Source organism: Cloacibacterium rupense (genome assembly GCF_014645495.1).
Taxonomy (GTDB): domain Bacteria; phylum Bacteroidota; class Bacteroidia; order Flavobacteriales; family Weeksellaceae; genus Cloacibacterium; species Cloacibacterium rupense.
Window position 1 is genome coordinate 376,598 of record NZ_BMLV01000002.1, and the last position, 14,572, is coordinate 391,169.

Genomic DNA, 14,572 nt, shown 5'->3' on the forward strand with positions numbered 1-14,572 from the left:
TTCTTATTTTTTAAAACTAAATTCTGCTAAAATAGGATAATGGTCAGACATTCTATAGGTTCTATCTACAGAATATTTTTGGCAAAAAATTTCTTTAGAAGAGAACAAATAATCTATTCTAATGGGGAATTTATAATCGTGGAAACTAGTTCCGCTACCAGAACCGCCTTCTAAAAAGGCATCATTCAAAACACTATTGATGGTGAAATATTCATAAGAATTTGGCACAGAATTAAAATCGCCACCTACTACAACTGGATACGGAGATTGCTGAATAAATTCCTTCATAGTCATAACTTCTTCTGCATGCAATTTAAAAACAGGGATAAATCTTCTAACTAAACTCTTAGCTTTTTCTTCGTTTCTATCGATACTAGATGATGGTCTCACCATGTCTTTATGTAACTGAAATGGTTCTAAATATACATTCAAAAATCTAATGATCTTTCCATTGATTTGAATGTCATTAAATACTCCTTCTGCATTATTTGTGAAATCTAAACTTCCTCTGTTTATAACTTTATGACGCGTAAAAATATTTACCACTTGCGGATTATCTGCTCCAGTTAAATTCTTAAAATAAGGTCTATTCTCGACATACCCTATTTCTTGAATAAAAACCACATCAGGATTTTCAGAATTGACCCAATTCTCAATCTCTTCTTTTCCTAGAGCTCCTCCTTTGATATTGAAAGAAATCACTTTAAAAGCATTGCTTTTATCCTTTTGAGGAGAATAATTAACCCATCTTCTGATGGGTGTCAAAAAAAAAGCAGTGGCAATGATAAAAAAAACAGCTCTCTTTTTGAAAGAAACAACCCAAAAAACAATCAGTAAAGCATTAGAAATCATAAAGATAGGAAACCCTAATGATAAAAAATTAAAATACGGAAAACTTTTAGGAGAAATGTAGGCATTAAGCATTGTAGCTGCTAAGAGCAATACAATTACAATGTGTACCAAAAACAATAATGTTCTTATCAGCTTCATTATCAATTAATTCTATACCTGTTTCTACCCCAGAATTTAATTAAAATATACCCAACTAAAGCTCCGCCAATGTGTGCGAAATGGGCGATATTACCTCCGCTTCCACTAATCCCTAAAACTAAAGAAACTACTATAGCTATGGGAAATAAAACTTTAGCCTTTATTGGAAAAGGAATAAACATAATAAACATTTCTGCATTAGGATATAAAATTGCAAAAGCTGCTATTACTCCAAAAATTGCGCCTGATGCTCCTACCATAGGAGTTCTAAGAATATTATAGATATCTATTAGACTTTCTTGTAAATTTACTGGCACTTTGTCTACATTAGCAGTAATAATATCAGAAAAGTCTAGCCCAAAGGCAATTAAAGGCTGGGCAATTCTATAGATTTCAAATAATTCCCACAAATTAAACAAAACAAAGGAACCAAGCCCAGAAAGAAAATATAAAACCAAAAATTTCTTTTCTCCCAAAAACCTTTCTAATACAGGTCCAAAACTTGCTAATGCAAGCATATTAAATGCAATATGCATAATTCCTCCTCCCTGAAACGTTGCGTGCATAAACATATGAGTAATTACTTGCCAAGATTTAAATAGAGGAGATGTTGGAAAAAACGCCGAAAAGTTAGCGTACATAAAATCTACCGAAAAAATAAAATTGGCCAAAATATATACAATAACATTTAGTATGATTATGTTTTTTGTAATTGGGGTAAGTTGTTGAAACATCTTTTTAAAACTTATTAATTAACTCATTTACAGGGATTTCCACGAAAATCTTGTTTCCGTTTGGGGTGTACTCTGGGAAACCTAATTTTAGGAATTCCTTTAGTAATTCTTCTACCTCTGGTTTGTAAAGAAAATCATATTTTGATTTAGCATTTACCTTAATCCATTGATTGTCATAACTTTCTAAGAACTCTTCTTCGGTTTTATAGTCTAAAATTTCGAATAGGTTTTCTAAAAATTTGATTACTTGAGATTCTTTCAAATCTTCGGGGACTGCATTTATTCTCAATACATTATCTTCCGCCAATACCATATCAAAACCCAAATCTGGGAGATATTTTTTGATAGAACGGTATTTGTTTTTTTCTATTTCGTTCAAATGATATTCTAAAGAGAAAAGTAAACTTTGGCTACTTCTGCTTTGTTTTTTATTTTTTCTTTTATCCGACAAAACAATCTGATGAATCCTTCCCAAATCTAGCAATAGGGTTTTATCTTCTTTATTAAAAATCCAATAACCATTTGGTAATCTGAGTAAATCTTCTTCTAAATCATCTTCTTCATCTTCGAAAAGATTAATTTTAGAAGGTGCAGCCGAAACATTTTGTCCGTACATTTCGGTGAGATTCACCATTGCTGTTTCATTTATTTTAGAAGGCGTAGCTTCTGCAAATGGATTGTAATTTCTATCGATATGAATTCCAGAAGAACCAGAATTGTAGTTTCTAGCAGCGTCTGGCTTCGGAGGAAAAAAAGAATCCATTTGTTCGTTTCTATCAAAATCCAAACTTGGGGCTACGTTGTAAATTCCAAGAGATTTTTTAATTGTAGAGCGCACCAAAGCAAAAATCAAGTTTTCGTCTTCGAATTTTACTTCTGTTTTCTGAGGGTGAATGTTGACATCTATTTTTTCTGGGTCTAAATCTAGATACAAGAAAAAACTTGGGGTGTAATTCGCCATCAAAAGCCCTTCAAAAGCCTCCTGAACCGCTCTGCTAAGATATGGACTTCTAAAAAATCTACCATTAACAAAGAAAAATTGTTCGCCTCTGGTCTTTTTGGCTGCCTCTGGTTTCCCAACGAAACCGTGCAATTTTACCCAGCCCAAATCTTCTTTTATAGGAACCAAAAGTGGCTGTAATTTTCTACCAAAAATGTCAACGATTCGTTGCATTTGGCTTCCTTTTCTAAGGTTAAAAATCACCTCATCATTATGATAAAGAGAAAATTCTAAGGCTTCGTGTGCCAATGCAACTCTCTGAAATTCATCAATTATATGGCGAAATTCTATATTATTAGATTTCAAGAATTTTCTTCTGGCTGGTACGTTGTAAAACAAATTTTTCACCGAAAAGATAGAGCCTTCTGCTGTTTGTACCGGTTCTTGAAATTGCAATTCTCCGCCTTCTATATAAATTACCGAGCCTACCTCCGTGTCTTTTTTCTTGGTTTTGAGCTCTACTTGTGCTACAGCTGCTATGGAAGCCAAGGCCTCGCCACGGAAACCTTTGGTAGCGATATGAAAAATATCTTCAGTATTTCTTATTTTAGATGTAGCGTGTCTTTCGAAAGCCATTCTAGCGTCTGTTTCAGACATTCCGCTTCCATTATCTACTACTTTTACAAGATTTCTGCCCGCTTCTTCTACAATCAGTTCTATCTTGGTAGCTCCAGCATCTATGGCGTTTTCTAGCAATTCCTTAACAATAGAAGCTGGTCTTTGCACCACTTCTCCTGCAGCAATCTGATTGGCAACGTGATCCGGTAAAAGTTGAATAATATCTGACATTCTTAGAATTGAAAGTTCAAAAATACAGTTTTGTTTTTAAAATAAATATACTTTTTAATCATATCATCAATCTATTTCTTAAAATTAACATCTATTAAGAATTGATTTTCTAACAAAAAAAATCAGCCGAAAATATTCGACTGATTCTGGTTTAATATAAAAATGAATCTATCTTATTCTTTAATGAATTGTTTGATAGACACGTTTCCATTCTCGTGAACAATTTTTATAAAATAAACTCCAGTTGTTAATTTAGTAACATCTACAGAGTTTTTTACAAACTTGTTATGATATAAAAGATTTCCTGCTGTGTTAAAAATAGAGAAATTACTTAATTTATCATTAGAAACTACAAAAAGTTCATTTTTAACTGGATTAGGATAAATTTGGATTTTATTTTGTTTCATATCATTTTCATTAGTAGACAATGTGCCTAAGTTCCAATCATACCACAAATCTGCTGAAACACTATTAATGTCAGGGGTTTGATTAGTACCTACTCCACCTGTTCCATTATTAAAAATAACATTAAGTGAAGTTACGCTAGGGAAAGTATACTTATACCAGCCGTTGGTATGCGGTGTCATATTTACACCTGGCCAGTTGGCTGCAGGTACAGTACCACCAACCATATTCCAATAATATACTTTTGGAGTTACACTATTCCAACCCGCTTTAGAAGTATCTGGTTTGAAATAAACTGTAATCCCTGCATTAGCAAAAGTATAAGTTTCTGATTTTATAGCTGAAGAAGCATTGCTACTGTTGTGAGCAAAAGCTTTAATAGTAGTGTTAGACGAAATGATATTGATAACGCCATTTTTCACAAAATATGGAGAAGATGTGGTAGGTGTAGAGCCGTCTGTAGTATAGTAGATTTTAGGGCTAGCATCATTACTATCCTGAGCACTTAGAGTTACATCTACTGTGGTACCACTTGCAAATGTACCTCCCACTGGTGAAATCGTTAAACAAGGATTGTTAAGTGTTGGAGGATTAGTAAGCCATGATTGCGATGCCCAATCGTAATATGACGTAGCATTCACGGTAAGATTTCCTGTTTGATTGCCAGTACCTCCGCTTCCATTGTTAAAAATCACATTAGCAGAAGTAACTCCCGAAAAAGTATAAACATACCAACCGTCACAACTTTTTACCATATCAACGCCTGGCCAAGTAGTAGGATTAGTAGCACCAGTTGGTAAAGCATCCCAAAAATGTATTTTAGGTGCCGTTGTCCAAGATGCTGGTGGTTTAAAATATACCTTTATATCTGGAATCGGTTCGAAGGTATAGGTTTCTGTTTTTACATCAGAAAATCTTCCTTCAGAATCTTTGCCTATGTATTTTAGGGTAAGGGTTTGCCCACTCACCCCATTAGCAGAAATAGGAGCAGTATAAATAGTACTGTTTATAGTAGGTGTACTTCCGTCTGTAGTGTAATAAATTGTAACTGGATTTCTAGGACTATCTGCGGTTAATGTAATTAACTGAGGAGCATTATGGATATTCTTACTTCCTGGAGAAGCGGTAACTATAGGTTTTGGAATATCAAAAGTATAATCTGCAGAAATAACAGTTGAATATTTATTATTCGCATCTTTCACAATTGCTTTAATGGTTTTAGCACTAGAAACAACAACTGGAGCGTTATAAACATTGCTTGCATCTGTAGGTGTACTATTGTCATCTGTGTAATAAATTGTATAAGGAGCTGTTCCTGCTGATGGAGTAATCGTAACATTTACAGGGTCGTAATAATTACCAGAAGCTGGTGAAATTGCTACTTTTGGAGTAGGCACTTCAAAAGTATATTGTTGACCATCTGTATATGTTTTTCCGTTCGCATCTGTAATTAATACTTTAACGACAGTTCTTGTAGAAACGCTAAAAGGTGCAGAATAAACAGCACTAGAAGAAGTAGGCTCAGAACCATCTGTAGTATATCTTATGGTGTAAGGAGCTGTTCCTCCAGTAGGCGTAATACTTACATTTACATTTCCTGAATAATTTCCACTAAAAGGTGCAATAGTTCCTTTTAGCTGTTGGTCACAACCCGTAGCACATGCTTCAAAAAAACCCGCTCCACTGTCGCCAATCATCCCTGGGCCATTAAGAACATAGATACCCGCAGAACCAGAAGTTACGGTGAATGACAAATTCCCGTTGGTCACATTGATTGTTCTACCTGTGACAGCATCCTTATAGATACCATTGGTTAATCCTGAAAAGCTAAATGAAGCACTTCCGTCTTTAGCTAAACCTACTGCAACTTCACTGCTTCCAGATTTTCTAGTAAATCCTACTCCATTTCCTGGCGCATTTCCTGCCCAAGCCCAAGTCCCATTTTGTAAGGCTGGAATTGCTTTTCTTATAGCATTTAATTTTCTGATATGTTTATAAATCACATGATTAGGTGCTTGATCCATTACATCACCATAATATGCTCTTCCGGTATTATTGATACTTTGATTAATCCCTGAAGCATCATGAATATCTGTATAAGCTCCTGATTTAAATCTCATTTCCGTTCCATAATATACCGTAGGTATACCTCTCCACAAAAACATGAAATTCATACAAGCGGCTAAATTTTCATCAGAACCACCATATCTTTGGTTCCAATCATTGTTTGGTCCGAAATCATGATTGTCTAACCAAGTTACCAATTTAGAAGGGTCGGCATATAAATGGTCGTATCTAGCAGCTGCTTCTACTCCTTTAAACCCACCTCCATCTTGGAAAATATTATGGAAAGTTGATTCTGCAAAGAAGTCTAGCACAGATTGTCCAGATGGCGCAGAGCTTCCTACAGCCCCTCTCCAAGTATACCAATGAGGATTGAGTTGCTCTACACTATGTAATTCATGTCTTTTTTGTGCAACTTCTCCGAAGATAAACAAGTCTGGTTTATAAGCCAAAAATCGATCAATTAATGGCTGAACATCTGCTTTATCCATATGTTTCATGGTATCCCATCTAAAAGCATCTACTCCCCAATCTATATATTGCTTATAAGCATTGAAGAAATAGTCTTGCACAGTTTGGCTTCCTGTATTTACATCTGGACAGTCACCTGCAATCCCTCCATTATAAGAATTATCAGTATCATCCCAACCTTGTACAAAGCCATTCCCCCAATGGTGAAACCAATTTGGGTCTGATGTATCTTTGAAACTTTGTGTACTAGGCCAATTGTATAGTGCTAAATTTTGGTTAAAAGGCGCTGGCATTTTTGCTAAATTGGCTCTACTCCATATTTTTCCATCATCAGGATTAGGCGTTATCCCATCATATTCCCAATTCGGATTATCTTGAAGAGTATTTCCATTTTTATCCTTCCCCCAAGGTTGAGTAGGGTCTGTATTGTATTTTAATTCAGCCTTACCTTTGATGCCATATCTGCCAGAATGATTGGTCACAATGTCCAAAACTACCTTTATTCCTTTGGCATGTGCTGCATCAATTAAATCTTTAAAAGTAGCTCCCACCGATTCGTGTCTTGGGTCTACTTTTGTAAAATCCCAAGCATGATAACCATGGTAATCTAATGGTCCTCTGTTTTGAACCACGGGAGTCACCCAAATAGCGGTAAAACCTAAATCTTTAATATAATCCAACTTTTGGATTAATCCTTTGAAATCTCCTCGCCAGGTTACATCTTCTGGACCAGAATAATTGCCATTGTTAGGGTTTCCTGGGAAATATGAACTCCATTCTGTGGCTACATTGTTACCTGGGTCACCATCATAAAACCGGGTCGGCAACAAAAAATAGATGGTTTCTTTTCTGAAATCTACTTGAGAAAATACATTTTGAAAAAGAAACAAAAAAACGAAAAAAAGTAGTGTTTTTGTTCTCATTATTTAAAACTGTTATGAATATTTTACATTTTTTGTTATTTTTTTCTGCAATTAAAGACTAATCACTTTTAATTGCCAAAAAAAACAATTTAATAAAACCTCACAAACTTAACTATTTTTTATGAATTATAACACAAATTGACAAAAATCATTAAATATTATTCACTAATTGTTTTGATTTATTATTGTCTCAATTATTAGACAATAATAAATTATTGATATTTTGAGTGAAAAATGAATGCAAAAAATAGAAAATTAAATCCATTGAAAGCAGAGGTACTAAGGCTCTAAAATTAGGTCATGATAACAACTGCCTTTAAAAATAAACCAAAAAAAAAGCGGCGCACCTAAGATGCGCCGCTCCCGTGAAAAACGAACTTAAAAAACTACAGTTTGTATTGAATTTGCGGGTGATACAACCTGTAAAGATTTTCCCTCTATCCAGAGATTATATTTCGATTCTTCGCTAGAAGTATTCATTACAACCACAACCATTTCTCCGTTTTCATTGATAAACGAAGTGGAAATGATATGGTCTCTATTGGTAGTAGTTCCCATTCTTCTGGCGTTATTTTTTACAAATTTTGAGATGTGACCTATGTAATAATATTCTGACGTGTAATGTAACTCCCCAGTTCTGGTGTCTGCAATAATGGGTGCAAAACAGAAATTACCCACATGATTAGGCCCTCCTGCTTCGTCTAAGAGTATATTCCAATCGGTCCACATAGAAATACCTGAGTTAAAATCATTAATCATGTTTTTTCCGTATAATTCGCCCAATCTCCAGTCATAGATTTCTTTAAAATTAAATTTTTCTACACAGCCTTCGGTGAAGATTAAGAATTTATCAGGAAAGGCTCTTCTGGTTTCTTCTACATTATTAAACATAGGTTGAGATTTCGTCCACGTTTCATACCAGTGGAAGCCAATTCCATTTGCGTATTTATTTGCCAATTGATCTGCCAGAGTCGTGGTTGCTCTTTGATAGATTAAATCTCTATTGTGGTCCCAAATAATTACTTTTTTGTCTTTGTAACCATTTTTCCAAAGGGTAGGCCCTAGGTTTTTCCCTAAAAATTCTGCTTCTTCTTCTGCTGTGTAAATACAAGATTCCCAAATTTGAGTAGCCATGGGCTCATTTTGAACAGATAATCCCCAAACTGGCATTCCTCTTTTCTCATATTCTTTTATAAATTTCACATAATAATTAGCCCAAGATTGATAGTATTCTTTTTTAAGCTTTCCGCCGTGCAACATATCATTGTTATCCTTCATCCAAGCTGGTGGCGACCACGGACTGAAATAGAACTTAAAATCTTTGCCAATTGTCTTTTGAGCCCATTTAATCATTGGTATTTTATACTTTTCATCGTGCTGAATATTGAACGTTTTCAGTTCTTTATCATTTTCTTGTACATAGGTATAAGAATCACTGCTGAAATCACAAGAATTCATGTTGGTTCTTACCAAGTTATAGTTCAAACCATTTTCACCAAAGTAGGCGTTGATGATTTCCTGTTGTTTATCTTTTGGTAATTTATAGAAAGTTTCAGCAGAAGCATCTGTAATAGCTCCGCCAATACCCGTAATTTTTTGATATTTGAAATCTGGGTCTACAAAAACACAAATGTCTCTTTCTGTAGGTTGAGGAAAATTCTGAAAATTGGCTTTAGTGAGCGCAAATTTTTCGGTTTGGTTTTTTGCAGTAGTGTAAATTCTTGCTTCTTTCGCCATATTTTTATGCTGTGCGAAGCCTACGCTAAATGCAAATAATGAAAGCATTATTGCAGTTTTCGTTTTCATAATAATAGTTTTTTGAATCATTTATTTTAATTCTATTTTTGCTACAATAGGCAAATGGTCTGAAGGATATTTAAAATCATAGAAATCTGTAATCGTTCTGTATTTTTTAACTATTGTATTTTTCTTTGAGCTGAAGATAAAATCTATCTGTTCGGTTGGTTTTTCTTTAAAATTGAAACCATTCCAAGTTCCTTTGTCTGCATAAGGTTTGGTAACAGAGCTGTTTCTAGCTTCTTGTAAATTTTCAAAAAGAGGCTTCATCCAAGCATCTTTTTCCTGAGAATTGAAATCGCCTGTAAGAATTGCGGGATAGTTCTTTTTGCTTTGCAATTCTTTCATTTTATTGAGAATAATTTCTGCAGATTTTTGTCTGGCAACTACTCCTACGTGGTCAAAATGGGTATTAAACACCCATACTTTTTTCTTGGTTTTAAGATTTTCAAAAAGTGCGTAGGTTACAATTCTAGGATAAGCAGCGTCCCAAGATTTGGTAGATTTTCCGGGAGTTTCTGATAGCCAAAACGTGTTTTGTTCTAGAACTTTGTATTTATTTTTGAGATAAAAAATACAAGAATATTCAGCATTTTCTCCATCATCTCTTGGTTTTCCTACAAAATCGTAGAGTGAATTTTCTTGAAGCAAATAATTTATCTGAAACTTCTGCGCTTCTTGCAATCCTACGAAATCTGCTTCATAGTAATTGATAAGTTCTTTTACTTTATCTTTTCTGATATTCCAATGGTTTTCTCCATCATCTACACTGCCCAATCTGATGTTAAAACTCATCACATCAATGGTATTTTGTGCAAAATAAGATGCAAAAATCAATAGTAAAACCGCTGAAAGTAAGTTTTTAATCTTCATTTAGTCTTTATTTTATTGATAAATTCTAACGTAGTCTATATAAAATTTCTGTGGGAAAATACTTTCATCAATTCCTTTTGCTCCGCCCCAATTTCCACCAACTGCTAGGTTCAAAATCAAGTACATTTTTTGGTCAAAAGGCCAAGCTTCATAAGTTTTTTCGGTATTGATGTAGGTAAAATATTTTTGATTATCTACATAAACATCTATTTTCTCGGGCGTCCAGTCTGCTCTATAAATATGGAATTTTTCGCTGGCGTCTTTAACCACCAAAGTGTCTGTTTTCTGCGTTCCAATAATATGATTGTACTTTTTGGTATGCACAGAAGCATGGATAAAACCTTGGTTGTAGCCTACGTGTTCCATAATGTCTAGTTCGCCGTCATCTGGCCATTTTTTCATATCTTCACTCATCATCCAGATTGCTGGCCAAGTTCCTCTGCCTTTTGGGAGTTTTGCTCTTACTTCAATGGTTCCATACTTTAACCCAAAAATTCCTTTGGTAAATAATTTTGCAGATGTGTATTTGCTATTTTCCCAATTTTCTTTTTTGGCTTCAATTACTAAATTTCCGTTTTCTACTCTAGCGTTTTCCAATCTATCTTTGGTATAAAACTGAGCTTCATTGTTCCCATAACCATGCCCACCTACGTCATAATTCCATTTCGAGGCATCTGGTAAACCTTTGTAATTAAATTCATCACTAAAAACCAATTTTTTGAATTGAGATTTAGACGGATGATTGGCGCAATTTATCATCGAAATCAATAGAATTCCAGAGAATAAAGCCCAAACTAGATTCATAAAATTAGTTTTCATACAATTTTATTTTTCCCAATTAATGCGTTTTGTTTGTACTTCGGCAGAACTGGTTCCTACCATAATATCAAATTCGCCAGATTCCCAATCGTAATTCAAATCTTCGTCGTAGAATTTTAAATCTTCTGGAGTTAATTTGAAATTTACCGTTTTAGTTTCTCCTTTTTTCAAGTAGAGTTTTTGGAAACCTTTCAGTTCTTTTACTGGACGAACCACTTTTCCCACCAAATCTCTGATGTACAACTGCACCACTTCATCTCCATCGTACTTTCCTGAATTGGTTACATTTACATTGATATCAAGCGTTTGATTTCCTTTAAGATGAGTAGAACTTACATTAAAGTCAGAATATTTAAAAGTAGTATAACTCAAGCCAAAACCAAACGGATAAGCCGGATCGTTATCTAAATCTATGTAAGCTGACACATAGTTTCTATCGGTATTATTTTTAGCTGGCCTTCCTGTATTGTAATGGTTGTAATAAATCGGGATTTGACCTTCGGCTCTAGGGAAAGTCATTGGTAATTTACCTCCAGGATTTACTTTACCAAAAATTACATCTGCAATAGAATTTCCAGCTTCTGTACCTAACCACCAAGTGTAAACAATGGTAGGAATATTTTCTGAAGCCCAATCAAAAACCAAAGGACGACCAGCGTTAATTAATAGAACAATTGGTTTCCCTGTTTTTGCAATTTCTTTTAATAAATCTTCTTGAACTCCCGAAAAATGGATATTGCTTCGAGATTTTGCTTCGCCACTCATTGCGTGACCTTCACCTAAAGTCATAATCACCACATCTGCTTTTTGTGCAGTTTCTACTGCTTCTGCAAACATAGAAGTGTCTTTATCATTAACATTACAACCTTTGGCATATAATAATTCTGAATTTTTATCTAATTGAGATTTTATTCCATCAAATTGAGTAATAATTCTTTGATTATCATCAGGAAAAGCGATAGACCAAAAACCGTGATTATCTACTGTTGCTTTAGCAAAAGGACCAATAATGACTACTTTTTTTGTAGTTCTTGAAAGCGGTAATAATTGAGTTTGGTTTTTCAATAAAACGATACTTTTCGCACCAATTTCTCTAGCGAATTTTCGGTGTTCTAGGTTGTTGGTTTGTTCTTTTTCGCGTTTTTCGTTGCAGAATCTGTAAGGGTCATCAAATAAACCGAGTTCAAATTTTTTGGTTAAAATTCTACGAACGGCATCATCAATGAATTTAATATCTACTTTACCTTCTTTTACTAAATCTGCTAAATGATTGATGTAAGAACGGCTTTCCATATCCATATCACTTCCTGCGATAATCGCTTTCAAAGCTGCATCTTTATTGTCTTTAGCAAAACCATGTGGAATCATTTCGCCGATGCTTCCCCAGTCTGAAACTACAAATCCTTTGAAACCCCAACTTCCTTTCAATAAATCTCTTTGAATGTATTTATTTCCTGTGGCAGGAATTCCGTTGATGTCATTAAAAGAATTCATAAAAGTGGCCACACCTGCTTCTACGGTAGCTTTATAAGGTGGCAAATATGTTTCGTTTAACTGGCGAAGACTCATATCTACAGCATTATAATCTCTACCACCAACCGCTGCTCCATACGCTGCGAAGTGTTTCGTACAAGCCATAACCGCATCAAGATTTCCTAAACCATTTCCTTGAAAACCTTTTACTCTGGCTTTTGCTACCAAACTTCCGAGGTAAGTATCTTCACCAGCTCCTTCCATTACTCTGCCCCATCTTGGGTCTCTGCCAATGTCTACCATTGGTGCAAAAGTCCAATGAATACCATAAGCTGAAGCTTCTGTAGCGGCAATTCTTGCAGATTTTTCAATTAAATTCATATCCCAAGTTGCAGTTTCACCTAATGGAATTGGGAAAGTAGTTCTAAAACCATGAATAACATCTTGCCCGAAAAGTAAAGGGATTTTAAGACGAGATTGCATCGCTTGATCTTGCCAATTTCTGGTGTTTTTTACACCAACTGCATTCAAAATTGAGCCTAATTTACCCGCACGAACTTGTCCTGCTTTATCCGCATCTTTGGTAACGGGACCAGTTGCGGTAATGTCATCATTATATTGATTAAGCTGACCAATTTTTTCTTCCAAAGTCATTTTCGCCATTAAATCGGTGACTTTTTGGTCGATGGATTTCTGCGCAGAAACAGAAATTGCTCCTAATCCTGCAAAGAATATTGAAAGAAAGTATTTTTTCATGATTTATTTCTTATTTTTTTTAAAAAACGTATGTTCCTACAGCACCTGCATCTAATGAAGTGGTAGCAATTTTTCCATTAATTTTAATATTGAAAATCTCAGAATTAGCACCATCATTTTCTACAATTAGCACTAATTTTCCATCAGCTCTTTTAAATGCAACTGTTGCTAAATTTCCGGGTTGAGTAGAAGCAATTCTTACTGAATTCTGAGGGATAAACTTAGAAGCGTGTGCAATAATGTAATAAGATACATTTCTTGTGAAATTCTCTGAAGAATTAACCGTAATTGCCCCTTTGCACATACTACAACCACCTGGCGTAAATGGTTTGAACTGAGGGTCATTGGCTAGATTCCATTCTAGAGCATTTTTACTCCAGTTTCTCATAGAACCGATGATTACGTTTTTGGTATGCCATTTTAAATCTCCTCCGAAATTTCCGTTTGAGGCTGTCCATTGTTCTGTAAAATATACATTTTTTGTTGGAAAGGTATTTCTTACACTACTTAGTGCAGAAATATCACCTCCATATAAGTGAAATGCGGCACCGTCTATGTATGGACTGGCATCTGTATCTGACAATACCGCAATTGGATAATCTGGTCTATCGCAATTGTGGTCATAAACAATAATTTTGGTATTAATTGCTGCGTTTTTGAAGGCTGGCCCTAAATCTTTTTTCACGAATGTGGCTTGTTCTACGGCCGTCATTACCATACTAGGATTGTTGCCACCGTGTAATGGTTCATTCTGAATAGTGATAGCATCTAAGGTAATACCTTCATTTTTCATTGCTTGAATGTACTTAACAAAATACTGAGCGTAAACCCCGTAATACTCTGGTTTTAGACTACCACCAACAAAACTTCCATTGGTTTTCATCCAAACTGGAGCAGACCAAGGTGAACCTAAAATCTTAATATTAGGATTAATGGCTAAAATTTCTTTCAAAAGATTAATTACGCCTCTGTCTTTTTCGATGCTGAATTTGGTAAGGTTAATGTCGGTTTGACCTGGTTCTACATCATCATAAGAAAACACACTGCTATTAAGGTCTGATGCTCCGATACTTATTCTAAGATAACTTACTGCAATTGAGTTTTCTCCACTTCCGAAAAGTTCTTGTAGAAGTTCCTGCTTTTTACTTGCTGACATCGCATTAATGACCTCAGCACTACCTCCAGTTAGAGTATATCCGAAACCATCGACTGATTGATAGGTTTGAGAAACATCTATGTCAATATTTTGATAAACATTGGTATTGGTAGTAAACGCTAAAATAGTATTCTGTTTTTGTAGTTTGACAGATTCATCAGATTTGGTAATCCACACATCTACTTCATTTTTTGCCACAGGTGGAACTACGGGTGGTTCTGGTTTTTTAGGGTCTTCTGCTCCTCTTGAACAACAAGATATAGTCAGCAGCGCAAAACCTGCAACTGCGATTTTGCTTATATTAAATAAGTTCATTGAAAAA

Annotated in this window: 9 protein-coding genes; all 9 read right to left on the bottom strand. The window is 34.8% G+C overall.

Annotated features, from left to right (window positions below; all coding sequences use genetic code 11):
• Positions 1 to 3 precede the first annotated feature (3 nt).
• The gene (locus IEW40_RS05730; protein ID WP_188617120.1) at positions 4 to 990 is read right to left on the bottom strand and encodes an endonuclease/exonuclease/phosphatase family protein; all 987 of its coding nucleotides are present in this window, start codon (positions 988 to 990) and stop codon (positions 4 to 6) included.
• Positions 991 to 992: 2 nt separating this feature from the next.
• Complete coding sequence (locus tag IEW40_RS05735) at positions 993 to 1,724, bottom strand: rhomboid family intramembrane serine protease (protein ID WP_188617121.1); 732 nt, start codon at positions 1,722 to 1,724, stop codon at positions 993 to 995.
• Between the two features lie 4 nt (positions 1,725 to 1,728).
• Entirely contained in the window at positions 1,729 to 3,513 is a 1,785-nt protein-coding gene (mutL, locus tag IEW40_RS05740; protein WP_188617122.1) for a DNA mismatch repair endonuclease MutL, read from the bottom strand.
• A gap of 173 nt (positions 3,514 to 3,686) precedes the next feature.
• On the bottom strand, positions 3,687 to 7,376 hold the full coding sequence (locus IEW40_RS05745; protein ID WP_188617123.1) for a chitobiase/beta-hexosaminidase C-terminal domain-containing protein: 3,690 nt from the start codon (positions 7,374 to 7,376) through the stop codon (positions 3,687 to 3,689).
• Positions 7,377 to 7,754: 378 nt separating this feature from the next.
• A complete protein-coding gene (locus IEW40_RS05750; RefSeq protein ID WP_188617124.1) occupies positions 7,755 to 9,182 on the bottom strand; it encodes a glycoside hydrolase family 30 protein in 1,428 nt (475 codons plus the stop codon).
• 21 nt (positions 9,183 to 9,203) lie between these two features.
• Positions 9,204 to 10,046 carry an endonuclease/exonuclease/phosphatase family protein gene (locus IEW40_RS05755; RefSeq protein ID WP_188617125.1) on the bottom strand — a complete coding sequence of 281 codons (843 nt, stop codon included), beginning with the start codon at positions 10,044 to 10,046 and terminating at the stop codon, positions 9,204 to 9,206.
• A gap of 12 nt (positions 10,047 to 10,058) precedes the next feature.
• Positions 10,059 to 10,865 (bottom strand): glycoside hydrolase family 16 protein, encoded by an 807-nt coding sequence (locus tag IEW40_RS05760; RefSeq protein ID WP_188617126.1) that lies wholly within the window; start codon positions 10,863 to 10,865, stop codon positions 10,059 to 10,061.
• A gap of 6 nt (positions 10,866 to 10,871) precedes the next feature.
• Entirely contained in the window at positions 10,872 to 13,094 is a 2,223-nt protein-coding gene (locus tag IEW40_RS05765) for a glycoside hydrolase family 3 N-terminal domain-containing protein (protein ID WP_188617127.1), read from the bottom strand.
• A gap of 19 nt (positions 13,095 to 13,113) precedes the next feature.
• Positions 13,114 to 14,565: a glycoside hydrolase family 30 protein gene (locus IEW40_RS05770; RefSeq protein ID WP_188617128.1), complete on the bottom strand. Its 1,452-nt coding sequence runs from the start codon at positions 14,563 to 14,565 to the stop codon at positions 13,114 to 13,116.
• Between the last annotated feature and the right edge of the window lie 7 nt (positions 14,566 to 14,572).

What these genes read in the sequence shown, in the direction of transcription:
- IEW40_RS05730 (WP_188617120.1), bottom strand. Translation starts at nt 990, where the DNA reads ATGAAGCTGATAAGAACATTATTGTTTTTGGTACACATTGTAATTGTA.
- IEW40_RS05735 (WP_188617121.1), bottom strand. Translation starts at nt 1,724, where the DNA reads ATGTTTCAACAACTTACCCCAATTACAAAAAACATAATCATACTAAAT.
- mutL (WP_188617122.1), bottom strand. Translation starts at nt 3,513, where the DNA reads ATGTCAGATATTATTCAACTTTTACCGGATCACGTTGCCAATCAGATT.
- IEW40_RS05745 (WP_188617123.1), bottom strand. Translation starts at nt 7,376, where the DNA reads ATGAGAACAAAAACACTACTTTTTTTCGTTTTTTTGTTTCTTTTTCAA.
- IEW40_RS05750 (WP_188617124.1), bottom strand. Translation starts at nt 9,182, where the DNA reads ATGAAAACGAAAACTGCAATAATGCTTTCATTATTTGCATTTAGCGTA.
- IEW40_RS05755 (WP_188617125.1), bottom strand. Translation starts at nt 10,046, where the DNA reads ATGAAGATTAAAAACTTACTTTCAGCGGTTTTACTATTGATTTTTGCA.
- IEW40_RS05760 (WP_188617126.1), bottom strand. Translation starts at nt 10,865, where the DNA reads ATGAAAACTAATTTTATGAATCTAGTTTGGGCTTTATTCTCTGGAATT.
- IEW40_RS05765 (WP_188617127.1), bottom strand. Translation starts at nt 13,094, where the DNA reads ATGAAAAAATACTTTCTTTCAATATTCTTTGCAGGATTAGGAGCAATT.
- IEW40_RS05770 (WP_188617128.1), bottom strand. Translation starts at nt 14,565, where the DNA reads ATGAACTTATTTAATATAAGCAAAATCGCAGTTGCAGGTTTTGCGCTG.